The organism is Candidatus Villigracilis proximus, assembly GCF_016717045.1.
Lineage (GTDB): Bacteria > Chloroflexota > Anaerolineae > Anaerolineales > Villigracilaceae > Villigracilis > Villigracilis proximus.
In genome coordinates this window covers 67,217-91,278 of the sequence record NZ_JADJUO010000022.1, presented here as the reverse complement: position 1 = coordinate 91,278, position 24,062 = coordinate 67,217, and the positions used below count along the sequence as shown (strand labels likewise).

Below are 24,062 nucleotides of genomic sequence, written 5' to 3'. Positions count from 1 at the left end.
GATGGATTAGAAAAATTTCAACCGAAGAAACATCATCAGCAGAAGTAGAGGAAGAAATTGAAATGAATGTAATGAATTTCAAAGCCACATGAAACTCCATAAGATGAAAGCAAATACAGAAATATTAGAGGTGATGGTAAAAACACCATTTGAAACAATTGAGAATTTACTAAAATTGAACTTCTCAAAAATACCTGAGCCTCTATTTGCTCTAAAGAAAAGGCAAATAAACTTGATGGAAGCTGAATTAAATGCCCCCGGTAGAGAAATGTCTTACATTATTAAAGCTAGAGATACTTTTTCTAATGAATAATTCAAAGAAGGAAACCTAAATGACAACTCCACAAAACACACTCCACACCCTTTAAACCCATCAAGCCAGTGGCATTGTGGCTATGGCGCCTATGTGCCAAGATACCGCCTCCTGCAAAGAAGTTGCGCGCGTCTGGACAGGCAAAAGCACTGGTCTTCCCATCAAAGAGAAAAAGCCGCCCGGTCTCGATGAAGACGCGATCACCATGTCCATCGAAGCGGCACGGAATGCCACGTTGCGCGCGCAAATTGACCCGACAGAATTGCGGGCGGTCGGGGTAGGCTCAGAGTCGCACCCTTATGCGGTCAGTCAACTTCACCGTAGTTGCCGAAGCAATCGGCGCAGTTCCAACACGCAAGGCGCAGACTTTGAATTCGCAGATGCAAAGCCGGCACCGGAAGGCTTCATGGTCGCCGCGATGGGAATTGTCGGCTCAGGCATGGGACATTACGCCTGGCGATCGGCATGGCACCGCGCAAGGCAAAACCCGGCGACGCGCTTGAATACACAGCAGGCGCGGGCGGCGGCGCGTACACCATCGGCCCCGCCGACGAGTCACCGGCGCTTATCAACGCCTCGTATTCCTACGTCACCGACACACCCGATTTCTGGCGGCGTGAATATCAAAAATATCCCGAACACGGCATGCGCTTCACGGGCGAGCCCGCTTACTTCAAGCACATCACCGAAGCCGCGACACATTTGATGGAAGCCAGCGGCACCACCGCTAAAGATTACAATGGGCAGTCTTCCATCAAGCCGAATACAAAATTTCCGCAAAAGGTCGCGGGTCAACTGGGGTTTTCTGCCGAACATCGCACCTGATTATTAGTCCACACGATCGGAAATACAGATGCCGGCGCCGCCATGCGGATCGGATTAACTGCGACCCTCGACATCGCTCAACCCGGTGACAGAATCCTCTGCGTCTCATTCGGATCTGAGCCGGATCAGACGCCTTCGACATTGCTCGTCACTGACAAAGTCACCGGAGCGCCAGGGCCGCGCCATGAAAACACAAGAGTACATCGCCCGCCGCACAGAATAGACTACGCCACGCAGGCAAGTTCGCTATCGCGTAAGTTGGCGATGAAGTAAAAGCGATATCTGGAAACGATATTAGATAATCTGGCATTCGAACATCGAATTATCTAATATCGTCAAACCCATAAATCAACAACGCTGGAAACCCAATGGCCTTTCTTCGATCTCTCTCTCCCGAACTCAAGACCTACTCGCCCCACGCGTGAAGAACCCGCGGACTTTGACCTGTTCTGGAAATCCACTTTAGATGAAGCACGGGCACATCCGCTCGATGCAAAATTTGAGCGCGTGGATTATGGACTCGTGGCGCAGGAACCTACGACGTCACCTTCAACGGCTTTGGCGGACAGCCCATCAAAGGCTGCCGATCTTGCCCAGTCAACGTACAGGGAAATTACCCTGCGTGGTTGAATACATCGGCTACGGCGGTGGACGAAGTTTCGCGTTTGATTGGCTGCTCTGGTCAAGGGCCGGTTATGCTCATCATCATGGATACCCGTGGACAAGGCAGCACCTGGTCTACGGGCGATACGCCTGATCTGTATGCTGATGGCGGCAATGCGCACTTCCCCGGCAGCATGACGAAGGGAATCCTTGACCCGAAGCATTACTATTATCGGCGCGTATTCACAGATGCAGTCCGTGCCATCGAAGCAGCACGCAGCCGCCCCGAAGTGGATGAAGCGCAGATCGCCGTGACGGGCGGCTCACAAGGCGGAGGAATCACCATCGCCGCGGCGGCTCTCGTCCCTGATATTGTGGCAGCCATGCCCGATGTGCCTTTTTTTGTCACTATCGCCGCGCAACCGAGCTCGTGGATTCCATCCATATAAAGAGATCGCCGAATATTGTCATGTCCATCGTGACAAGGTGGATAGCGTTTTCAACACGCTTTCTTATTTCGATGGAATAAATTTTCGGCAAGAACGAAAGCGAAAACATTATTCTCAACCGGATTAATGGATCAAGTCTGCCCGCCTTCAACAGTCTACGCGGCATACAATCATTGGGCTGGTGAAAAAGATATCAAGGTCTATCCATACAACGGCCACGAAGGCGGCGGAAGTTATCAGACGCTGGAGAAGGTTAAGTTTTTGAAGAAGGTATTTGGGTAAAGATGAAACGGAATCGATATTTAGGAATCCCGGAATTCTCCAGTATCGAATATCGTACTTATAATTCAACACAACCAGGAAATCATCCATGACAGATGTAGTAATCGCAGGTATCGGACAAACAGAAGTTGGCGAGCATTGGGAGATCAGTCTGCGCGACCGCTTATAGGCGCCTACAGCGCGCTGGAAGATCCTGGCGGACCAGCCGCAGGCTTTGTTCGTTGGGAATATGCTCGCGCCCAATCTTTCCAATCAGGCGCATCTTGGCGCACTGATTGCAGACTATGCCGGACAACCGGCATCGAAGCTGTGACTGTTGGAAGCCAGCAGGCGCATCAGGTGGAGCGGCGCTGCGTCAGGCGTATCTTGCGATTGCCAGCGGCATGGTCGATGTGGCACCTCGTGGTCGGCGTGGAAAAATTTACAGACAAGATCGGCTCGGAAGTGGAAGAGGCGATTTCCACCATCACCGATCCTGATTTTGAAGCCGCAAGGTGTATGGACTACTACCGCGCAAGCCGCGCTTTAATGAAGCGTTACATGCACGAAAACAATGTCCCTGGGCATGGGCTGGCTGGTTTCGCGCTCTACTGCTCACGCAAACTGGTGTTGCCAATAAAAACGCCATGTTCAGAAAAGCCATTAAACCCGAAAACTCATTCAAAAGCGGATATGGTCAGCGATCCGCTCAATATGTTTGACGTGGCCCAATACGGATGCGCTGCCGCGCCTGTTCTGACTCGCCGCAGCCTGCTCCCGTCCGATTTTCAGCAGCCACTCGTCAAGATTGCCGGCTCGGCATCATCCACTGACACCTTGGCATTACACGACCGCAAAGATATGCTGTATTTTGACACCGCACAAATTTCTGCTGGCAAGGCCATGAAGCAGGCTGGTGTTGTGTTGAATCAAATTGACTTTTGAATATCACGACGCGTTTAGTATCTACGCCGCGTTATCTTTGAAGCCGTTGGGCTTGCGATTAAAGGCAAAGGCTGGAAACTTGCAGAAGATGGCACGATCGGACTGAAAGGCAAATCCCATCTGCCACCATGGGCGGCATGAAAGCCCGTGGATTTGCAGGCGGCGCTCAGGCGTATCAAGCTGTCGAAGCAGTCACCCAACTTCGAGGTCAGGCTGAAGCGAACCAGATCGCGGGCGCGAAGACAGCGCGCCGATCCAGCCACTGGGCGGGCTGGCATCCACAGCGGTCAGTCATATCCCGCAAAGATTGGATTAGACGACAGACCGTGGACAGGGACGATCATCGTCTGCGGCCCACGGTCATTTTGATTAAGGTGGAAATGGTAAGGCCGGCAAGCAAATGATGCGAATCCGAAGAACATGGCGGGGACAAGCCAGCGAATATTAACCAGAATATCCTGATACAAAAGAATGCCTTGAACGCGAATCTTCGCCACCAGAATCGGGGGCAGGCTTTGTGCGGTAACAAATAAAGCGCCGATGCATAAGGCAATGACCAGGCTTAGCGCAAAATCATCCCACGTAATCAGTTTGGGACGAATATCTTTTTGAATACGTGCCATGACATTGACCGTGATACTGCGCGGCATGGGCGCGAGCGGAATGGTTTCAGCGCATCTTCAATCAGTATGTCTTTTTCTTCGGGGTTAGGCGGTGATCCATGAGTCCTCCAAATTTGCGAGCGTGGTTCGCAGTTGTGCTTTCGCGCGGAAAATGCCGGTCTTCACAGTACCCAGCGGCAGGTTAAGAGTCGATGCGATCTCTTCGTAGGAGAGTTCGTTTTGGTAGCGCAGGGTGATCAGCAGACGGTAGTTCTCATCCAAACTATCAATGGCTTGATGCAGGTTGTTTCTGGTTTCATTGGATTCAAATTCGCGGGCGGGGTTATCAAAATTCGAGTCGGTTTCGGCGATATTTTCCATCACATCATCGCCCAGATCATTTAATGAACGGCGCAAATTAGGCAGGCGGTTGTAGCACAGATTGGTGACGATGCGATACAACCACGTGCGGAATTGGGATTGACCTTTGAAATTAGGCAACGCCGTCCAGGCACGGACAAAGGTTTCCTGTGCCAGATCAAGCGCCTCGTTCTCATCTTTAACGACACGCAAGGCAAGGTTGTAAACATAGCGTTGGTGTTCCTCTACAAGCGCGGCAAAAGAATCATGATCGCCTTTCTGCGCACGCTGGATGAGGATCTGCTCTGTCTCTGCCATGGGATCTCTAGAAGATTAGACAGGGAAAGCGGGAAAAAGTTTCAAATGGACAGTAGACCACGGACAATGGACTATCTTCCATGGTCTACTGTCCATTGTCCGTGGTCCAATTTGAAACTTTTTCGAGACTCGGCTGTCAAACGTAGTGAGAACATCCTACCGTAACATGCGGAAATTTGTAAACAAGGAAAACAAAATGAAAAGACCTGTTGTAATTACCCTGTTAGTTGTAGCACTCGTACTGGTTTGTGTTGGGATCCGTTCAGTCATCTACTTCGCCACTGGCTTCCAAACCAACAACCCGTTCGATGGGCGAAATATCTCCTCTGTAGTGGAGGAAAGTAAAACCCTCAAAGTAGATACTGAAAGCCCTGTCATTTTGAATGTAACAGATGATTTAGGCAAGATCACCATTGTCGGAGCCGATGTAGCTACTGTACAAATTGATGTGACAAAGACAGCCTATGACTCCACTCAGGAGAAAGCTGATCAAGAAGTAAAAGCTATCAAATACAGCATTGAGCAAAATGACAATACTATCGTTATAAAATATGAAGTGCCTAATCTAAATGATTTTAGCGAATACAATACAGTGGATTTTTTCATCACTGTGCCCAATCAAACAAGCACAAACATTGAAGCTAATTTTGGAGAAGTGAATGTTTCCAACACAAAAGGGACCGTCGATATTGTCAATGATTTCGGCGATGTGACCATTGAAAACATTGAAGGCGCGTTGTCCGTCAAAACGAACAGCGGCGAAGTTACCGCCATAGCCATCAAGGCCGACAAGGCAGATATCAACCTACAATCCAGTTTCGGCGGGATCACACTTGAAAAAGCCAGCGGTGCAAACATTACGATCAACTCCAATAGCGGAGCCATTGAAATGAACGATGTCCGCGCTACGGGTGAATTGGTCACAAAGACCGACTTCGGAGATACGAAGTTTGAGAATGGCTCTGCCAACTCGCTTAATATCGAATCCAATAACGGCAAAGTATCCCTCGTCAAATTGAAGATCAGCAAGGAATTAAAAGTCGATGACGATTTCGGCGAAATCGAATTGGAACAAGCCAGCGCTGGTTCATATGATCTACACACCAACAGCGGCGGCATCACAGTAGACGGCGCAAAGAATGAGATCAAAGCCTATACTGATTTTGGAAACATCACGATCAAGAACGCGGAATCGGTCACGCTCGACCTTAAGACCAATAGCGGCACAATTGAATTTAGCGGCTCACTGGGCGAAGGTCCGCACCTGGTCAACTCGGATTTCGGCGAAATCAGCTTTGCCCTGCCCGCAGACTCAAAACTGAATGTAGATCTCAAAACAGATTTTGGAAAGATCAGCTCAGACCTCCGATCACAGTCACCTTTAACAGAAAGTTCCAATTCAGATAAAGATCAAATCGCAGGCAGTATCAATGGCGGCGGCGGCACACTGACAGCAGCCACCAACAGCGGTAACATCAAGATCACGGCCATCAAGTAAAATAACAGGGCTTGGAGGTTCCTCCAAGCCCTGAATTTTTCAAAAGGACCTTTTATGAACGATATCATTCCCTGTCTTGGCGTTGTCGGCGTTCTCACGATCATCTTCGGTTTCCTGGCCTTCCTGCGCTACATGAATTACAAGGAAGCTATCGCCCTCGCAGAAAAAGGACTGGCGCGCCCCGAAGCTAGATCAGGGAAAGGCCTGCTGCGCTGGGGAATTGTCATCGCCTCGATTGGATTCGCCCTTTCAATCGGACTCTACCCGATCGGATTTGACTCTGGCAACAACTATCCGCTTCACCTCGGACCGTGGATGCTGGGCGGCTTCGTTCCGCTTTTTCTTGGCCTCGGCCTGATCCTGCTCCATTACCTGACCGAAAAGGAGTAATATCGACAATATTTAATCCTGATAGTGTTTGAGAGTCGCACGGGATAGAATTAACCTCATAGAAAGGAATACTAAAAAATGGAAATCCCACGACACTGGCGACTCAAAAAACAACGATACGGACTGGTCGGCGAAGTCTGCCCGCACTGCGAATACAAAATATTCCCACCCCGCGATGTATGCCCCAATTGCGGAGACGAAGCAAAAGAACAGTTTGCATTCAGCGGCAAAGGCGAAGTTTATTCATTCACAACAGTTTACGAAGCCCCCGCCGGCTTTGACGCAAATGCGCCTTACACTGTGGCAATCGTAAAGCTCGAAGAAGGTCCCATGCTCACCGCACAGTTGACCGACCTCGGCGAACAACCGATCGAGATCGGCATGCCCGTGGAAATGGTCACCCGCAAAATGCGCAACGACGGCGACGAACGCGGATTGATCGTGTACGGGTATAAATTCAGGCCTGCTGTAATTGCATAACTTCAACTGATTAGACAATTCAACACTCAAAAGGGTCGCATCTCAAATCCAGATGCGACCCTTTTGAGTACTAGTGCAACATCCAACCAGATGCTATACTTTCGCATTGTCGTGAATCCCCTGTGAGGAAATCAATGACCACATCTTCCAAATTAGCTCCCGGCCCGAAGCCCGCTCCACTGATCGGCAACATGCGCGAAATGAACAAACTTGGCATCATCGGTTTTGGACACCATGTGTGGAAGGAGTACGGCGATGTGAGCCGCTTCCAGTTCGGGCCGATGCGCGCACATCTATTTACAAGACCAGAGCATGTCAAACATATTTTGGTAGAGCACCGCGAAAACTACACCAAAGGGGCTAGTCACGACAAACTACGTATGTGGCTTGGACGCGCAATCCTGACCAGCGAAGGCGCAGACTGGCAAAGACAAAGACGCCTCATGGCGCCCACTTATACGCCTAAAAACATCACACGCTTTGCCGAGATCATGACCGCTGCTGCATGTGAAATGCGCGACCGTTTGACGGCTCAGCGTGGGCAAGCCGTCAACATCAATGCCGAAATGGTACGGCTGACCACCAGCGTTATATCCCGTTCGATGTTCACTGAAGATATCGTGGACGCATCTTCAAAAGTGGATGTAGCCCTGCAAGTCATTTTGGGACAAAGTGTTCAACGTATGACATCGCCAGTTGACCTACCCCTGTTCATCCCTACCCCCGCCAACCGGGCTTATCGCTGGGCAGTTAACACACTGGACAGCTTCATCTATGAAATCATCGAACGCAGGCGCGCCCAATCGGAAGGCAATGATCTGCTCTGGCTGTTGATCCAGGCCAAAGATCAGGAAACCGGTGCTGTGATGGACAACCGCCAACTACGTGATGAAGTGCTTGTCACTTTTTTTGCCGGTCATGAAACCACGGCACAACTTCTCACATGGGTTTGGAAGCTGCTCTCCGAAAACCCGCAGGTTGAGTCTAAGCTTCACGAAGAACTCTCCCGGGTACTTAACGGTCGCACACCGACACTGGAAGATGCACCCAATCTTGTCTACACCCGCATGATCCTCGAAGAAACCCTGCGCTTGTATCCGCCTGTTGCCATGTTTCCACGGGATGTGGTTAATGACGATACGATCGGTGGTTACTCGATTCCGAAAGGCACAATGGTTTTTGTAGGTCCCTACATGACTCATCGACATCCAGAGTTTTGGGAACGACCACTGGAATTCTATCCAGAACATTTTGCACCCGATCAGGCAGATAAACGTCCGCAATATTCATACTACCCCTTTAGCGCTGGTCCTCGCACCTGTATTGGTAATCATTTTGCCCTGCTTGAGGCGACCCTTGTGTTAGCCGAACTAGCCCAGCGCTTGACTCTGCGATTGCTGCCAGGTCAGAACCTGGAACCTGAGTTCGTTGGCACACTTCGTCCATCCAAAGCTACACTGATGATGAATATTACGACAAGATAAAGACTACTCCGCATCGTATAACAACGGCATTTGATAGTGCTTCTTCTAAAGAACTGCTATTAATAATTTCGACAAAAGATTTAATGCCATTTACGCCAGGTCAAGTCTGAATAATTAATTGTTTAATGGGGTGCATATGCATATCTGGTATATGGGCATAAATTCAAGCTACAAAACTTTCTACCCGCCAAATAGAGAAAGAAAAGCCAAAACGAAAACGCCCCTATGTACAGGAGTGTTTTCGTTTAAAACATTCCCATAAACGATCAATCCACTTTTTTGCAGCAACCGACAGCCCTTCCAGTCCCAAAGCCTACCTGCTTTATACTAAACGAGTCAATACATTTTCTTCAGGCAGGTTATTCATAATGAATTGTTCCACGGTTTTAGTTTAAAACACTTGGGGAGTGCATCTTAACTTCGAGGGACACTTCAATTCCCCTGCCAAGTTGTCCTTCCTGGCTTACAAAACTTCAACAGAAAGATTGGCGGCAGCGAGGCATTGTTGTGTGGGATGCAGATCTTCGCATCGTTACTCATCTCTATGCAGGATATGCACTTGAACTTCTTGAGCATCTGCAAGGCAATGATACATGGGAGACCAATGGTCTGGTCATCGGCTCGCCAATCTTTCCAACTCTCCACCAGCAGCGCAGACAAACCGTCACCAAAGATGGGAGGAGTTCGGATACTGGAAAATCAAATGGAACTTCGTCCAGAAAGAGGCGTTAAGGCGCAGCGATCTATGCATGGTTACACCGTACAAGCCCAATATGGGTTTTTCTGTCGGCGCGAAATGATCCGAATTGTTGCCCCCCATTTGGCAACGCTTACATTGTCGCTAGTTTTCCTTAACGTTTCGATGAACTGACTTTCTCAAAATCAATAAATACCTGTCAGTGTGACTCTTTTCGTTTACTTTGCCAGCATTCGCGCCAGTTCCAGCAGGTGTAAATCCAGCAGTTTTTTATTAGCAACCACTTCCGCCAGCGGCGTGGCTTTAATTTCACCCTTGACGAATCCCACCAATACTCCGTGCTCACCACGAGTCAGACGTTCTACAGCATCGGCACTCAGGCGGGTTGCAAGCAAGCGATCATAGGCACTGGGTGCGCCGCCTCGCTGAACATGCCCCAAGGTTGTCACCCGCAGATCAAAGCCCAGACGTTTACAATGCTTCTTAAAGTATTCTGCCAATGCTGCGGCGTTATATTTAGCGCCTTCGGCTACAACCACCAGAGCATGGGCTTGCCCACGCTGATAGGCGCTGCGTAATTCATCTGCCAAGGCTTCGGGATCGGTCTCCACCTCTGGGATAACAATCGCTTCCGTTCCGCCGGCAATGCCTGCCATCAACGCCAGATAACCACAGTCACGGCCCATCACTTCGATTAGAAAGGCGCGTTCGTGAGATAAGGCAGTGACCTTGAGCCGGTCGATCGCTTCCAGGGCGATATTGAGAGCCGTATCCACTCCAATGGTAACGTCTGATCCGTACAGGTCATTGTCAATGGTTGAGGCTACGCCGATAACAGGAAATCCCATCTGCGACAAAGCATGTGCGCCAGTCTGAGAGCCGCCGCCTCCGATGATGACTAATCCCTCGATCTTGTGCTCGTTCAAAACGCGCAGGGCTTTCAGTCGCCCATCTTCAGTCTTGAACTCAGGACAACGGGCACTGCCCAGCATGGTTCCACCTTGCTGGATAATGCCACTTACATCGCGGGCACCCAGCGAAATGACGTCATTGGTGATGAGTCCGGTATAGCCATGACGGACTCCCATTACTTGCCAGCCTTTATCAATACCAACACGCACGACGGATCGAATAGCAGCATTCATGCCGGGAGCATCGCCTCCACTCGTAAGAACAGCCAAACATTTCATATTATTCCTTTCCTGTGTGTATCATTCAACTTCATCATAGTCATGCTGTTTATAAAAACAAATACAATCCGAGCCGGTATCCAAACCAGGCAATCGCCAATCCACCAAGCGGATCAACCAGGTAATGTTGATGGGTAAACAGCGTTGAAAGTGCAACGATGACCACAATACCAATCCAAACTCCAGAATGGTTGGGATACAACTGGTTATAAAACAGGCAGATCAAGGCTGTCTGGTAGACATGTCCGCTGGGAAAAGCGTTGTAATCCCCATCGTTTCGATAAACCATTTTCAAAACCTGCATTGCCCAGTTGCCGTTGTTTAAGAGCGGACGTTTGACGTATGTTGGAAAGAAGTAGAAAGACAACATTGCCGAAACTTGGACAAACAAACACGCACTGGCGAAAGAACGAAACAGCTCTTCATCCATTTTCAATACTGCCCATATTAAGCCAGCAATCCAGACAGGCAGGCATAGCAGATAAGGAACCACCCACACGGGCCAGAGTGGGATCCAGCTATCAAAACCGAGTGGATAAGTTAAAGCCGCCAGTAAGTTTTCGATTAAGAGGAAAATACAGGCTGGTAACACTTACAATAAGAATCGTCATTCCCATTCGAAATATCAAATTGAAGATTCTCCGATTTCAATAGTCTGCTTTCGGCGTCTTGTTGGGTATAACGCACTTTGAATCCTATTGCCAGAATAGCCAAACCATGAGTCAATTCATGCAAAATCAATGTAATTAAAATCCCGGCAATAACCAGGCTGATTTCAACCAACCCTACTCTAAAGTTACCTACCGATGGCATTTTTCCCAACCTAAAAGCTATGCTGGAAAAAATCATCCCAAAGATGAAAAAAAAAGATTACCCCAACGACATTCAATGCAATCACTCGCATAGGCTTTCCTGTCAACTTCCAGGACAGGACTTCTTGATAATTTTCAGGTAATGCTCCCTGGTCAATTGTTGTTTGCATGAGTCTCCTTATAAAGATCTTCAAACACAAAGGACACGACAGCACCGCACTACACAAAGGTAAAAAAAAAGAAATGCTTTTCCTTGGTGACCTTTGTGTTTAATAGTTTTTTGCGGCTTTCACAGTGAACTCCAACTTCCCATTTCGACTTTCTACGTGGATGGTCTCCCCTTCATGGAAGTCACCGCTCAGAATCTTAACTGCGAGTGGGTCCTGCAACTCACGCTGGATCGCCCGTTTGAGCGGACGTGCGCCATAATCGGCGTCGTAGCCAACCTCCGCGAGATAGGCGCGTGCCAGCGGACTGATCTCCAGCCGATAGCCGCGCTCCGCCAAAAGCGTGGACACATGCCGCAGTTGAATCTCCACCACATGCACCAGGTCTTCCCGGCTGAGTGAATGGAAGATGATGATCTCATCAATGCGGTTCAGGAATTCAGGCTTGAAATATGCCTGTAAAACTTTTGTTATCGTATCCCGCGTTACATTAGCCGCCCTTCCACCCATCCATAACTCACCACCCAGATTGGAGGTCATGATAACCAATGTGTTACGGAAATCCACAGTGCGACCCTGTCCATCCGTCAAGCGGCCATCATCCAACAATTGCAATAAAACATTGAATACATCCGGGTGAGCCTTCTCGATTTCATCGAAGAGCACCACGCTATACGGACGGCGTCGAACCAGTTCGGTCAATTGCCCGCCTTCTTCATAGCCAATATATCCGGGCGGCGCGCCGATCAAACGACTGACTGTATGTTTTTCCTGATATTCACTCATGTCAATGCGGATCATGGCATGCTCATCATCAAACATGAATTCAGCCAGTGCTCGCGCCAGTTCGGTCTTCCCAACACCGGTCGGCCCTAGAAAAATAAATGATCCAAGCGGACGATTTGAATCTTGCAGACCAGCCTTCGCCCGGCGAAGCGCATTCGAGACCGCTCGCAGAGCATCCTCCTGCCCGACGACTCTTTCACGCAGCCGATCTTCCATATGCAGGAGTTTCTGAGTCTCACCTTCGAGTAGTTTCGAAATCGGGATGTGCGTCCAACGCGATACGATCTGGGCGATCTCTTCGGCATCCACTTCTTCTTTTAATAAAGTACCTCCCTGAGATTGCAGTTGCTTCATATGGCGTTCCCCCTCGGTCATTTTCTTTTCCAACTCTGGCAGAGTCCCATAACGCAAGCGGGCAACCTTTTCGAGGTCTGATTGTCGTTCAGAGCGTTCAATCTCCTGACGCGTCTGCTCGATCTTCTCTTTGGTCGTGCGCAGTTCGGCGATAGCTTGTTTTTCGGTTTGCCAGCGCGCTTGAAGTTCATGTGACTCTTCCTTCAAGTTTGCCAGTTCTTTTTCGATATTTCCAAGACGCTCTTTTGAAGCCTTATCCTTTTCTTTCTTCAGCGCCTGACGTTCGATCTCAAGCTGCATTACTTGACGGTCAACTTCATCCAGCGCCTGCGGCTTGGAATCGATCTCAGTGCGCAACCGTGCAGCAGCTTCGTCAATCAGATCGATGGCTTTGTCGGGTAGGAAACGGTCGCTGATGTAACGCTGTGAAAGCGTCGCCGCAGCAAGAACCGCACCGTCTGTGATCCGCACACCGTGATGGACTTCGTAGCGTTCCTTAAGTCCGCGCAGAATGCTGACCGTATCTTCCACAGATGGCTCTTCCACGATGACTGGTTGGAAGCGGCGTTCCAATGCAGGATCTTTCTCAATATGTTTGTGATACTCATCAAGCGTGGTCGCACCGATTAGATGTAACTCGCCGCGCGCCAACATCGGCTTAAGCATGTTACTGGCATCCATCGCACCTTCCGCCGCGCCCGCACCAACCACCGTGTGCATTTCATCCAGAAACAAAATGATCTCCCCATCAGACTCTGTGATCTCTTTCAAGACAGCCTTCAAGCGTTCTTCAAATTCGCCGCGATATTTTGCGCCTGCCACCAAAGCGCCCATATCCAACTGGACAAGGCGTTTGTGTTTGAGACCTTCGGGGACATCGCCATTAATAATACGTTGTGCCAATCCTTCGACGATGGCGGTTTTTCCAACGCCAGGTTCACCGATCAGCGCGGGATTGTTCTTGGTGCGGCGGGACAAAATCTGTATCGTGCGGCGAATCTCTTCGTCACGCCCGATGACTGGATCAAGCTTGCCTTGACGCGCCATCGCGGTCAGGTCGCGTCCATATTTTTCCAGCGATTGAAAAGTCCCTTCGGGATTCTGCGAGGTGACACGCTGGGAACCACGCACCTGTTTCAAGGCGGAAAGGATCGCATCCTTGGTCAGTCCAAACTGAATCAGGCGTTTGCTTTCATTACTATCCGACAAAGCCAGAAGGATATGCTCTGTAGAGACATAATCATCCTGCATACCTTTGGCATAGCGTTCGGCAGCAGAAAGAACCTCCCCGGTTTGACTCGATAAGCTGACATCAAGATTAACACCTTGAACTTTTGGCTTTTTCTCTAGCTCATTAGTCAGCTCTTGTTGGATGGCTTGAGTTCCACCCGAGGCTTTGGTGATGATCGCTCGTACGATCCCATCCTCTTGTTGAACAAGCGCCAGAAGTAAATGAATGGGTTCTACAACCTGATGCTGATAATCTTGCGCAAGGCGCTGGGCAGCGAGTAAGGCTTCCTGAGATTTTTGTGTGTACTTATCGAGGTTCATATCATTCTCCGTAATATCATTCCTTAATTTCCAGTTCCATCCAGGTCGCTTCGTAGTAGACTTCGCGATAACGAGTCAGACGTAACTGCTGGCTGGTCTGCCGTTCATTTAATTCAGTTTCCATCTGACGTAGACGAGTCTGTAATTCAACAACCTGGCTGCGCAAATGCAGAATCATCTCTGCTGCAGCCTCGTCAACGCCCAAATCTTTTGCAAACGGTGCTGACTCCGCGACCATATCCTTCATATAAACCATACCAATATTTTTTTGGAGGGGAGTTTTCAGGAATCATAATTTGACCTCATTGAATGGAACTTGTTTTTGCCGGGCGGAGGCCAACATACTGATGCTGTTGACTTCCTGATCGGTTAACGCATCAGGAAGCACCAATGTAATGCGGGCAAATAGATCGCCGCGAGTCTTCGCATCACCGAGGCGGGGCATGCCTTTGCCGCGTATACGGAAACTTTGGTTGGCATTGGTACGGGGTGGTATCGTAAGAGTGAGCGGCTTCTCCAACGTGGGGATGCGAACTTCTCCGCCTGAAATCGCAGTGAAGATATCAAGTGGCACATCCATGTGCAAGTCATCCCCTTCACGCTCGAAGATGGCATTCGGCAGAATCTTGATGATCAAATACAGGTCACCAGCCGGACCGCCATTCTGACCTTGCTCTGCCTGATCAGCGAGGCGAACGCGTGATCCTGTGCGCACACCCACAGGGATACCGGCTTTGATGCGACGTCCGTCGATTTCCAGAGAACGATCTGCACCATGAAATACCTCTTCCAGCGTCAGATCAACTTCATACTCCACATCCCGCCCACGGCGCGGACTGATCGGAGCGCTTCGTCCGCTATTGGCTTTGCCACCAAAGATATTCGAGAAGAAATCAGAATAAGGCGAAGCGTTTCCGAAGAGGTCTTCCAAGTCTTCGGCGTTGGCATATTGAGTGCGCGTTCCTTTGTCAGGTTGAGTTGACCAGTTTTGCCAGTCGAAATCTTGTTGCTGCTGACCACCTGTTTTCTGCCATTGCTGATATTGCGCGCGAAGTTCATCATATTTCTTGCGCTGTTTCACATCCGATAGAACCTGGTATGCTTCATTAATCGTCTTAAATTTTTCTTCGGCGTCTTTATTGCCCGGGTTTACGTCAGGATGATGCTTGCGTGCCAACTGACGGAAAGTTTGTTGGATAACTTTCTTATCGACGTTCGGCTGTACGCCTAAGATTTCATAGTAATCTTTAAAGTCCACTGTGTACCTTTAAACTTTTTCTGAGAAGACGGACAATCCTGAAAAATGTCCGTCCCATGCCAAATCTATTTGATCGCGCTAGGTTGCAGGCGCTGTTACTTTATGATGTGTGTCGTACTGGTGCAATCGCCAGCCCAAGCCGAGCAACATTGCGCCAAAGAGAATTGCGTACCAGCCGATCATCCAGGCAACGGTCAATACACCAGCGGCAGGGAAAAGCAGCAATAGTATTCCAAGAATAAACGATATCACGCCGCTAAGTGCGAGCATCCATTCGCCTTGAATTTCCTTGCGTAATCGGATTGCCGCAACAATTTCCAATACTCCTGTCATCATCGCCCAAAATGCAATGAGGTAGAGCAATGCGAAGGCTGTCAAGCCAGGACGTAAAAAGGTAATACTCCCAAGGGCAATGCCAACCAGTCCTTCCAGCAAAAGAACCCACCAACGGTCATAACCGGAACGATTGGTAAATGCGGCGATAATCGCAAATACCCCATCCACAAACATATATGCGCCAAAAAATAGAACCAGGATTTCAATTGTCAATCTGGGCCACACCAACGCGAGCACGCCATATAGAATCGCGACCACACCGCGCAATGCCACTACCCACCAATTACGAGTCAGTTGTGTTAACATAATTTTCTCCATCACTACGAATTTTTTGTAATTTATTATTTGACCTGTCTACATATTCGGGAAGGTCACTACCCGACTCTCAACTTTAAGCCCAGCGCCTGTTTACCGGGAAAGTCGGCAGTGCCTCGATCTGATGCTTATCAAGTTTCAGGAACACGGTATCTTCGCGAGTCTCACCCATCGCCGAAATTGAAATGATCACATCCTTCTTTCCCCACAGGCGCCCTTCGCGCATCACTACATGAGTGATATGGCCATTCTTTGGGCTGACTACAAATTCGTCAACTTTAACCTCCATCATAAAATATATGAACTTAAACATTTCCGCGACTCTAGATCTTAGCCAGATCACCAACCATGAATTCATCTTACAACGAACCTTCCGCCGCCGCATCCATCAACAGGGGAAGGATGGCCTCCGCCACTTGGGGGAGATATGGTATGCTCAAATATTGGATAAAACAGCGAAATCATGCGGATGAAGGTAAAAGCATCTACAAGACAACTGCAATCATCCCAATGCGGCATAAATCATGTATACGGATATAAATTCCGGCCTTCCCGATTTGCACCCATCATATAGAGAATAAACTATCAAGAAAAACGAAAACACCCCATGTATAGGGGTGTTTTCGTTAAAATATTCCCGTAAACGCTCTCTCCACTTTTTGCAATAACCGACAGTTTCCAGTCCCAAAGCCTCGTCTTATTGCCTATCTACATTTCTAACCGCGCAGAAGAGCTTGCTGGAAGGCATATCATCGTATCCTCAAGTTATCCCGCATGATTGCGGACTTGGAGGGAAGTGATGAGATCCAGTCCACCGCCACTAGCAGGGTCGCTGCAATATCGTCCGAAGGTCATCGTGGGACAATGCTTGTGATGTATTGAATGTAACTTGGCCGGGCCACCAAACGCTTTATTTTGATTAATTTCTCAATTGCCGTGACCTTCCAAAGATAGCAAAGGCGATCAATGCAATTGAAAAGGGGATGAATATCTGCGGATACCCGTTGCTGTGTGAGCCGATGAAATCCAGCCCGGGGACTTTGTTGAGCGGGCCAAGATACCAGATGACCATGTACAGAATCTCAAAGAGTTTGCTGGTTCCGCTCCATACGCCTGAGGCGAGGGCAAGAGATGGGATGAAGATTGCGCCTGATAGCAGTGCCAACATGCCAACCAGATCACCATCAATTGTGTAGCGGAGGATGGCACCGCTTGCCATGATGAGCGTGACGATGAATCCGGCGATCCATTGCGCGGGGAGTTGACGCATGAGCGGGGACGCGGAGGAGAAGGTCAACTGCTGGACGTTGTTGTGAATTTCGCGGTTGCCGATGGCTGACCAAATTAAGATGGGCCAGATCCATGCCATTGGAAGAACGATCTCACGCGTGGTCGTGGATGGATTTGCGAAGCAGGCGATGATGAGTCCCGAGGCGGCGATGTACCACCACCAACGTTGACCTTTGAGCAGCAGTTTTAATTCAGCGGTGAGGACTCTTGAGAAACTGAATCCATTCGCGGCGGCGTTAAGAGGAGTCAGACGGGGCGTGGGTAATGCTTGAGATGTTGAAACAGGTATGGGCGCAGAAGGTGAGGCGATGCTTTTTATCCTCTTAGGCTTTGCACGCGAGGGATCGAATCTATCGAAGAAGATCGCGGCGATTAACGTCAAAAGAATAGCGAGGCCGATGAAGGCGAAGCGGGTGGCGACGATGGTGGGAGTCCATTCGATGCCTGTCCAGGTGAAGGTGCCGATGATGGGCGTGTCCATGCCGCCGAGCATGAAGCTGTTGTCGTAGTCAGGAAAGACTTTGAGAACTTCTTCGGTCATATCGGCTTTAAGCAGGGCAAGTCCCATCGGTTCGATGGCTGGATTTGTGTTGATGAAATCCCGCTCCATGATGAGCGGGAGCATCATGATGAAGCCGAAAAAATAAACGATATTGCCGAAGCCGCCCGATAAAAATGGGATGGTCTCAAAGAGCACGGCCACCGCAGCGACGAGTGCCATGAGCGGCATGACGATGAAGACGAATGGCAGCAGGTAGGCGCTGAAATTTATTTGTGTGCTTTCGCCGCTGAGCAGTTGAATGACGATGCCGAAGATGGCGAGGATAACGACCATGAGCATTAAGACGGCGAAGTTGCTGATCCATTTGCCGAGCGTGTACAGCGGACGGGTCATGGGCGTGGTGGCCATGATCTGCCCGACGCCTGTTTCGCGGTCACGTGCGACGGAGCCTTTGACGAGATAGAAACCGAACCAGCCAATGAAGAAGGTCGCGATGATCGACATCATGCCGCCGACCCATGCGGAGTTGAACTCGCCGCGATATTCGCCGAGTTGAAGCTGCACATTGCCGATGGCGGTTTGATAACCGAGCAGTGCCGCCAGCCCAAGCATGACGAGAAAACTATAACGGCGCACGCGCTCCAAAAAATCGGCGCGGGCTAAATGATAGATGACGCGCGCTGATTTCATTGTTTACCGCCGATGAAATAGAGATATGCGTCTTCAAGATTTGGCGAGGTATTCTCTGCCTGTGCTTCTGGTTTCTCCGCGCTGACCACGCGCACTTGAACACCGTCGCTTCTGCGGATGGTTCCGCTGACGATGTGCATTTGTTTCAATGCAGACAGGTCGTCGCTTTGGACTGTCCATTCCCACACTTTGTTTTCAAGTTCCTTGAGTAGATTTTCAGGCGCGTCCTCGCGCAAGAGCTGACCTTTGTTGACCAGAGCAATATGCGTGGCGGTCGCTTCTACATCTGAAACAATGTGTGTGGAGAGGATCACGATTCTTTCTCCCGATAAATCTGAGAGCAGATTCCTGAAGCGGACTCTCTCTTCGGGATCGAGGCCGACAGTGGGTTCATCCACGATGAGTAGTTGCGGATCGTTGAGCAAGGCCTGTGCGATTCCCACGCGCTGCTTCATGCCGCCCGAATATCCGCCCAGCGGACGTTTCGCGGCTTCCACAAGATTCACAAGCTGCAGAAGTTCATCAATGCGTTTCTTTGCGGATGCGGCGTCGAGTCCTTTGATGGCGGCCATGTATTCGAGGAATTCAACGGCGTTGAGGTTTGGGTACACGCCGAAATCCTGCGGCAGATATCCGAGCACGTCACGCAATGTGTCGGGGCTTTTCACAACGTCCACGCCGTTCCATGTAATTGTCCCGTCAGTGGGTTTGGTGATCGTCGCGAGCATGCGCATGAATGTGGATTTGCCCGCGCCGTTCGGGCCGAGCAATCCTAAAATGCCAGGTTTAATTTCAAGGGAAAAATCTTTCAGCCCCCAAAATCCGCGTTTGTATTCTTTGCCGAGCTTGTTGATCGTAAGCTGCATAATGGTCTCCAATAATTCAGTGATTTCAGAATGGCAGTTTGTTTACGAGACAAGGGGTAGAGAGGTTGCATTTGATTCTAAATGGTCACTGCTTCGATGATACTAGCCACTTGGATCGTTAAGGACTCTCCTCACGGACAGGAACTTCCTTTTACAATTCGATCTTATTTTCAAATAAATCTTAGTCTTTACTGTCCAGGTGGATGGGTCGATCAATCATCGTCTTTTGCATGATGCATTGTGTATGTATCTTTTTACCGAGCAAGTTTTTCTCCTTGTAATTCATTTGTTTGGATAGGTCTCTGCCAGCACCTTGTTGATCATCACATCCACGAACTGCCCGAGGTTACTTCCATCCAATCCGTGCCCGCCATTCAGCCAGATCAATTCTTTGTGCGGCGCTTCGAGAATGTTGAAATATTCCTCCACCAGCGACGACATGGCATTCACGTCATCACGTCCCACAAAAATGTAGACAGGCACATCCAGCTTTGCGGCTTGTGTTGTGAAATCGACATCCTGCAATTGTGGATATACCACTTCAAAGGATTGGATCAGTCCGCGCGTATGGTTGATCTTGTCAACCAGCCCATACTCCGGCGCAACGAATGGAACAATTGGAACGATGACTGTATAGTGTGGAGAGTGCATATAATCGTTCAACACATCCAAATAGGTGACATACTTATCCAACATATCTTCGCCCGTATAAGGAGGTGGACCATTACGCTGGAGAGTCTCCACCATTTTCACATCGCCCCGTTCGACCGAGTAGTTGAGCGCCAATTCGTAGCCCATACCGTCGTCCCTGATGACGTTGACCATCTGCCCGTTGCCGATGTAGGCATAATATAGTTCCGGGTATTCCTGAACCAGCCAAACGCCCAGAATGCTTGTCCACGAAACGCCATAGACATAAATTTTTTCCTGATTGAATCGTTCGCGCAGATACAAGGTCAGCGCATGAGCGTCTTCGACGAAACGTTTCTTGTTCAGTGTGGAAAAGGGAACCGCATTGTAGGACTTACCCGTGCCGGGCTCATCCCAACTTACCACAACAAAATATTTTTCCAACGGCTCAAAAAGGGAACGGGTTGCAAATCCACCTCCGCCGGGACCGCCCATACCAAGATTCAACAGAATCGGATTATTCATATCCTGCCCGCGGATGGTGATCCACTGCTCGCTTCCATTCAGGTTCACTTTTTCGAGTGTGGCGATAGAGTTTGGAAGCGGTTCGCCATTTGCATCCATAATGAGTGGTGTAGCCGCGAAGACTTGTGAAGCGATGATTGCGAGGATGGAAACAAGAGTCATACCAGAAAGCCCAATGGTGATACCGCGTCGAACGGGAGTGATGCGGAATAGAGCGACGATTAACACCACATCGGCAAGGGCGAGCAGTATCCAGCTCCACGCGGGGACGGAGGTTGTCAATGGCAATAAAACCACTGGCAGACAAAGCAGGATTACAAGAGTGGCAATCAGAATATTTAGAATGATTTTCATTACAACTCCTTTTTAGTGTCTTTTGCCATCATGATACACTAGATAAACAAAAAGACTCCCCGTCGTTGAGAGAGACTTGCACTGGTCAGATGGATAGGTCATTGACCGATACAAATCGGTTCATTGGTCTCCCATGCTCCATATTGAATCGCCTTTGATGGAAATGATCGTTCCATTGCTGAGGCTTGCCAGGTCTTCGAGGTCGGGCAGGTAGCGGGTGAAGGTTTCGGTCGCAGGGTTATAACGATTCAGTCCACCGCCCCAAGTCCCGATCCAGAGTGAACCGTTTTTGTCCTCCCCCATCGAAAGGATGCTGTTATAGCTAATCGAATTGGGGTCATCGGGATCGTGTTTGTAAATCTTGAACCCATACCCATCATAACGGTTCAGTCCATCCGATTAACCTCGTGTGATTTTAGCATTCTGCCAGTTTTCAACACTACTAACAAGTAGCTAATTTTCAGGGGCGGATGTAATCCGAATTAAGGCGGAATGGATCGCTATGAAGTTCCACAAAGGCCAGAGTCTGATGCGGGCGGCGACAGCGCGCGGTGCATGAGTCAACTCAATTTGTCGGCAGGAGCCTATCATCGCACGCTTCGCAGTCGTATGAAGATCATGATGGAGTGATCATTTACAAATCAAGATGACTTTGTCGCGTTCCATCTCTGAAATAGTATCCATGCGGTCGCAACACAAACCAAACCGAATACACTGGCTTCCAATCCAAATTGACCACCGGTCCACCAGTTTGGAACGTCACTAAAGATGGGATTCAGTAACCCCGATTGATCTGTGCCGCTCACGCCAAAGCCAAGCACGCCCCCTTGTATAAAATTCGCCATAAAGTGCAGACCCAGCGGCATGGCGAGGCTTTTGGTACGGATGAACGCCAACCCAAACACGAGCGAGGCGATAAAAATATTAATACTCGCCAAAACTTTAACATCACCTGTCATGCCGGGATTATTCAAATGCGTAAGCAGAAAATAAGCCGCCAGAATTAATTGGGCCGGCCACTGGCCAAGACCGGCAATGAGACGCTGGAAAACGAATCCCCGGAACAACAATTCTTCCGCTGCCGCAACTCCTGCAAAGAGCAGCACAGTTGACAGTAAGGTTGAGACACCAGCGGAATTCCACTCCCAATGAACCCAGCCAAAAATCCACAGGATGAGTGCGGGGACAATCATCAGCGCGGAACCGATTAAGCTGCCCAAGCCAAGTTCCTTGAGCCAGCGCATATTAAATTCTCCCAACAGTTCATTCATTGGTTTGCGTCGCAGTACTTGACAAATAAATGAAGCGATCACGATGATAACGGCTTGCAATCCAATGGAAACTTCCATTGAGTTTTGCTGCGCGACTATTAAAGTTGGCACAAGTAACGCAGCAAGCACAAGAAAAAATATGAGAATCCACCACCCATTACGTAGCCGGCGCTCAGAATTTAAGAATGGATTAATTGACATAAATCACCTTTATCTCGCTATGCTTATGCAGACTCAGCAATGCGTTTCTCCCATTGTTCAACGTTGACTCCCTTAACCAAAAGCCACAAGGGAAATACAATTTCAAGAAACGCAAGAGAACCGATCGAAGTGAAGAGTGCCTTGTATTGGGGAAAAAGTATATTTCCAAAGTCTTGAATGAAATAACACAAAGCTACAATGAGCAACAAGACGCCCAAAAATTTTGGCAGGTAACCTGACTTGTAAACCAGATAACCAAAGACCAAAAGATGCAGTCCAAAAAACAATCCCCAAATAAGAACTACGGATTCATGCACATTGAGAAACAGCAGCACGAGTGCCTGCAATTGATCTGGTGCAAATACGGTCAAATAACTTGCGCCGCTTAAGAGCAGTAAAACAATAAAATGGTTGAGTAAATTGATTCCCTGAATAACGGTCATCGCCAGACGGGAAAACGCGGCCGCCAGAGAAAGAGTTTTGTCCACTGGCTTGACTAAAACATAGAGGAGCACGGTCAATACGATCTCGATCAAAAAGACAATTGAGTCGCTGACCATGCCAGCGCGGAATAATCCCTGGGAAGCCATGATGTTATTGGCTGTTGTTGCCGCATCGCCGGGCACAACCAGCGTTGTGGGGATATACAGCATGCTGAATGGCGCAAGCACTACGATAAGAAGGGTTAAGATCGCGGCAATTCTGGCGGTCATTTGGATTGAGCTTTTACATTTGTAGTCATTGTTGTTTTCCTTTTCGCGGATAATATTTATATGTGTGGCAAACGGAAATATGACTGGGTCTGCCACACGATCATTTTATGCTTGCAATCAATTCGCTTTATCTTTGGTAGATTCAGAAACAAAGGCGGAGGAATTGAATCCCTTTGCGATCAACCACACGCCAATGGACATTTCCCATAAGCCGCCTGGAAGTGTGTGGAGCAGTTGTAAATTGAAGCCTAGGACTTCAAGCATGGATCCGAGCAGAAAGCTCACATATCCAATGAAACCCCAGACGACGAAAAGCTGCGGCACCAACTTTGCCCGATAAAATCCGTAGCAAAGCGTCAAGCCAGCCATCCCTAAAGCAACCATGCCGATCTGATAGGAATAAGCCTGTGACTGTATGAACAAAACGCTCAAGAATTGAAGATAAGGGATTTCAGAAGTGCTTGATTTCAAGAACTCGACACCCAGCGGAATTTGAAGCAGGATAAACAAAGCTGAGATTGCGATAACAGCAGCTTCGACGACTCTCGCACCGAAGTAACCGAGTGCGATGCGCTCGTTGTTTTGCTTCAGGATCGGGAACATCATCACTCCGTGAGCAGTGTCACCAGCAGCGGCGATCACCCAAAGCAATGCGCCGATTGCGATCATCATGCTCCTGGCAGAAACTGTGTCAAGCTGACCAGGTGTACCAAGCACCGATCCCGCAATGCCTACAACAAACCCTAAAATGTATAGCGCGCCCACTACTTTTGCCGTCGTTCTGTATGTATTAACTGCCATGATATTTTCTCCTTTGATTGAATGAACTTGATTGACGGAGACCAGGGGCAGGCCCAGATCTCTCACTTTGCGTAGCAGTCCGTATAGGGCCGGCTGATCAGGCACGGGTCCAGAAAGAAGCGTTTTTCCATCCGCTTCGAGGGTGATTGAAAAACCATCAAACCAATCTGCCCATTGACTGCCCAAATGTCCTTCGATCCTGATTTGATACTCCTTTGCCATTGC

At 49.1% G+C, this 24,062-nt stretch carries 28 protein-coding genes and 4 pseudogenes; 15 read left to right on the top strand and 17 right to left on the bottom strand.

The genetic code is table 11. From position 1 onward, the window contains the following. Positions 1–103 precede the first annotated feature (103 nt). From IPL71_RS20800 to IPL71_RS26185, 8 genes and pseudogenes are all read left to right on the top strand, one after another. Positions 104–313 carry a hypothetical protein gene (locus IPL71_RS20800; protein ID WP_345324945.1) on the top strand — a complete coding sequence of 70 codons (210 nt, stop codon included), beginning with the start codon at positions 104–106 and terminating at the stop codon, positions 311–313. Between the two features lie 59 nt (positions 314–372). Then, positions 373–1,411 (top strand): annotated as a pseudogene (locus IPL71_RS26210) (hydroxymethylglutaryl-CoA synthase). Between the two features lie 84 nt (positions 1,412–1,495). After that, positions 1,496–1,600: pseudogene (locus IPL71_RS26205) on the top strand (hypothetical protein); the annotation flags it as partial. 4 nt (positions 1,601–1,604) lie between these two features. Next, a pseudogene (locus IPL71_RS26200) lies at positions 1,605–1,787 on the top strand (hypothetical protein); the annotation flags it as partial. Beyond that, the gene (locus IPL71_RS26195) at positions 1,711–2,190 is read left to right on the top strand and encodes an acetylxylan esterase (RefSeq protein ID WP_514130832.1); all 480 of its coding nucleotides are present in this window, start codon (positions 1,711–1,713) and stop codon (positions 2,188–2,190) included. The pseudogene IPL71_RS26200 and the gene IPL71_RS26195, both read left to right, overlap by 77 nt. Continuing rightward, positions 2,132–2,472 (top strand): annotated as a pseudogene (locus IPL71_RS26190) (acetylxylan esterase). The gene IPL71_RS26195 and the pseudogene IPL71_RS26190 overlap by 59 nt, the downstream one beginning before the upstream one ends. Before the next feature lie 138 nt (positions 2,473–2,610). After that, positions 2,611–3,396: a thiolase family protein gene (locus IPL71_RS20775; protein ID WP_345324938.1), complete on the top strand. Its 786-nt coding sequence runs from the start codon at positions 2,611–2,613 to the stop codon at positions 3,394–3,396. 71 nt (positions 3,397–3,467) lie between these two features. After that, positions 3,468–3,800 carry a thiolase C-terminal domain-containing protein gene (locus IPL71_RS26185; protein WP_514130831.1) on the top strand — a complete coding sequence of 111 codons (333 nt, stop codon included), beginning with the start codon at positions 3,468–3,470 and terminating at the stop codon, positions 3,798–3,800. Here the strand turns inward: IPL71_RS26185 and IPL71_RS20770 are convergent. Continuing rightward, on the bottom strand, positions 3,684–4,046 hold the full coding sequence (locus IPL71_RS20770) for a hypothetical protein (protein ID WP_345324936.1): 363 nt from the start codon (positions 4,044–4,046) through the stop codon (positions 3,684–3,686). The two genes, IPL71_RS26185 and IPL71_RS20770, sit on opposite strands and share 117 nt — an antisense overlap. 57 nt (positions 4,047–4,103) lie before the next feature. Then, on the bottom strand, positions 4,104–4,676 hold the full coding sequence (locus IPL71_RS20765) for a sigma-70 family RNA polymerase sigma factor (protein ID WP_345324934.1): 573 nt from the start codon (positions 4,674–4,676) through the stop codon (positions 4,104–4,106). 196 nt (positions 4,677–4,872) lie between these two features. On the opposite strand from IPL71_RS20765, the gene IPL71_RS20760 reads away from it, so the two are divergent. The 5 genes from IPL71_RS20760 (at position 4,873) to IPL71_RS20740 (ending at position 9,260) form a co-directional block, all read left to right on the top strand. Continuing rightward, positions 4,873–6,174, top strand: coding sequence for a DUF4097 family beta strand repeat-containing protein (locus tag IPL71_RS20760; protein ID WP_345324932.1), 1,302 nt, complete (start codon positions 4,873–4,875; stop codon positions 6,172–6,174). 54 nt (positions 6,175–6,228) lie between these two features. Next, positions 6,229–6,564, top strand: a complete 336-nt coding sequence (locus IPL71_RS20755) for a DUF6249 domain-containing protein (protein WP_345324930.1) — start codon at positions 6,229–6,231, stop codon at positions 6,562–6,564. Between the two features lie 78 nt (positions 6,565–6,642). Continuing rightward, positions 6,643–7,044, top strand: a complete 402-nt coding sequence (locus tag IPL71_RS20750; RefSeq protein ID WP_345324928.1) for a Zn-ribbon domain-containing OB-fold protein — start codon at positions 6,643–6,645, stop codon at positions 7,042–7,044. Positions 7,045–7,178: 134 nt separating this feature from the next. Further along, positions 7,179–8,528: a cytochrome P450 gene (locus tag IPL71_RS20745; protein WP_345324926.1), complete on the top strand. Its 1,350-nt coding sequence runs from the start codon at positions 7,179–7,181 to the stop codon at positions 8,526–8,528. 507 nt (positions 8,529–9,035) lie between these two features. Continuing rightward, the gene (locus IPL71_RS20740) at positions 9,036–9,260 is read left to right on the top strand and encodes a hypothetical protein (protein WP_345324924.1); all 225 of its coding nucleotides are present in this window, start codon (positions 9,036–9,038) and stop codon (positions 9,258–9,260) included. 183 nt (positions 9,261–9,443) lie between these two features. On the opposite strand, the gene pfkA is transcribed toward IPL71_RS20740, so the two are convergent. The 8 genes from pfkA to IPL71_RS20700 form a co-directional block, all read right to left on the bottom strand. Beyond that, the gene (gene pfkA / locus IPL71_RS20735; protein ID WP_345324922.1) at positions 9,444–10,415 is read right to left on the bottom strand and encodes a 6-phosphofructokinase; all 972 of its coding nucleotides are present in this window, start codon (positions 10,413–10,415) and stop codon (positions 9,444–9,446) included. A gap of 49 nt (positions 10,416–10,464) precedes the next feature. Beyond that, complete coding sequence (locus IPL71_RS20730) at positions 10,465–10,908, bottom strand: phosphatase PAP2 family protein (RefSeq protein WP_345324958.1); 444 nt, start codon at positions 10,906–10,908, stop codon at positions 10,465–10,467. Between the two features lie 330 nt (positions 10,909–11,238). Then, the gene (locus IPL71_RS20725) at positions 11,239–11,397 is read right to left on the bottom strand and encodes a hypothetical protein (RefSeq protein WP_345324921.1); all 159 of its coding nucleotides are present in this window, start codon (positions 11,395–11,397) and stop codon (positions 11,239–11,241) included. 99 nt (positions 11,398–11,496) lie between these two features. Then, positions 11,497–14,085 (bottom strand): ATP-dependent chaperone ClpB, encoded by a 2,589-nt coding sequence (gene clpB, locus IPL71_RS20720; protein WP_345324919.1) that lies wholly within the window; start codon positions 14,083–14,085, stop codon positions 11,497–11,499. A gap of 16 nt (positions 14,086–14,101) precedes the next feature. Beyond that, positions 14,102–14,332 (bottom strand): hypothetical protein, encoded by a 231-nt coding sequence (locus IPL71_RS20715; RefSeq protein WP_345324917.1) that lies wholly within the window; start codon positions 14,330–14,332, stop codon positions 14,102–14,104. 42 nt (positions 14,333–14,374) lie between these two features. Continuing rightward, entirely contained in the window at positions 14,375–15,343 is a 969-nt protein-coding gene (locus IPL71_RS20710; RefSeq protein WP_345324915.1) for a DnaJ C-terminal domain-containing protein, read from the bottom strand. A 78-nt stretch (positions 15,344–15,421) separates the two neighbouring features. Beyond that, the gene (locus tag IPL71_RS20705; RefSeq protein WP_345324913.1) at positions 15,422–15,985 is read right to left on the bottom strand and encodes an HdeD family acid-resistance protein; all 564 of its coding nucleotides are present in this window, start codon (positions 15,983–15,985) and stop codon (positions 15,422–15,424) included. 85 nt (positions 15,986–16,070) lie between these two features. Then, positions 16,071–16,307 (bottom strand): hypothetical protein, encoded by a 237-nt coding sequence (locus tag IPL71_RS20700; protein WP_345324912.1) that lies wholly within the window; start codon positions 16,305–16,307, stop codon positions 16,071–16,073. A gap of 461 nt (positions 16,308–16,768) precedes the next feature. Here IPL71_RS20700 and IPL71_RS26180 point away from each other — a divergent pair, with 461 nt between their 5' ends. After that, the gene (locus IPL71_RS26180) at positions 16,769–16,876 is read left to right on the top strand and encodes a hypothetical protein (protein WP_514130830.1); all 108 of its coding nucleotides are present in this window, start codon (positions 16,769–16,771) and stop codon (positions 16,874–16,876) included. Between the two features lie 37 nt (positions 16,877–16,913). On the opposite strand, the gene IPL71_RS20695 is transcribed toward IPL71_RS26180, so the two are convergent. From IPL71_RS20695 to IPL71_RS20680, 4 genes are all read right to left on the bottom strand, one after another. Further along, complete coding sequence (locus tag IPL71_RS20695; RefSeq protein ID WP_345324910.1) at positions 16,914–18,476, bottom strand: ABC transporter permease; 1,563 nt, start codon at positions 18,474–18,476, stop codon at positions 16,914–16,916. After that, entirely contained in the window at positions 18,473–19,342 is an 870-nt protein-coding gene (locus IPL71_RS20690) for an ABC transporter ATP-binding protein (protein WP_345324908.1), read from the bottom strand. The genes IPL71_RS20695 and IPL71_RS20690 overlap by 4 nt, the downstream gene beginning before the upstream one ends. Before the next feature lie 282 nt (positions 19,343–19,624). Further along, the gene (locus IPL71_RS20685; protein WP_345324906.1) at positions 19,625–20,851 is read right to left on the bottom strand and encodes an alpha/beta fold hydrolase; all 1,227 of its coding nucleotides are present in this window, start codon (positions 20,849–20,851) and stop codon (positions 19,625–19,627) included. Between the two features lie 120 nt (positions 20,852–20,971). After that, positions 20,972–21,178: a two-component regulator propeller domain-containing protein gene (locus IPL71_RS20680; RefSeq protein WP_345324956.1), complete on the bottom strand. Its 207-nt coding sequence runs from the start codon at positions 21,176–21,178 to the stop codon at positions 20,972–20,974. 165 nt (positions 21,179–21,343) lie between these two features. Between IPL71_RS20680 and IPL71_RS20675 the strand changes: the two genes are divergently transcribed. Then, a complete protein-coding gene (locus tag IPL71_RS20675; RefSeq protein WP_345324904.1) occupies positions 21,344–21,481 on the top strand; it encodes a hypothetical protein in 138 nt (45 codons plus the stop codon). 11 nt (positions 21,482–21,492) lie between these two features. Here IPL71_RS20675 and IPL71_RS20670 read toward each other — a convergent pair whose 3' ends face one another. The 3 genes from IPL71_RS20670 to IPL71_RS20660 form a co-directional block, all read right to left on the bottom strand. Beyond that, the gene (locus IPL71_RS20670; RefSeq protein WP_345324902.1) at positions 21,493–22,200 is read right to left on the bottom strand and encodes a CPBP family intramembrane glutamic endopeptidase; all 708 of its coding nucleotides are present in this window, start codon (positions 22,198–22,200) and stop codon (positions 21,493–21,495) included. A 146-nt stretch (positions 22,201–22,346) separates the two neighbouring features. Beyond that, complete coding sequence (locus IPL71_RS20665; RefSeq protein ID WP_345324901.1) at positions 22,347–23,036, bottom strand: DUF4386 domain-containing protein; 690 nt, start codon at positions 23,034–23,036, stop codon at positions 22,347–22,349. A 117-nt stretch (positions 23,037–23,153) separates the two neighbouring features. Continuing rightward, positions 23,154–24,059, bottom strand: coding sequence for a DUF4386 domain-containing protein (locus IPL71_RS20660; protein ID WP_345324899.1), 906 nt, complete (start codon positions 24,057–24,059; stop codon positions 23,154–23,156). Positions 24,060–24,062: the final 3 nt, after the last annotated feature.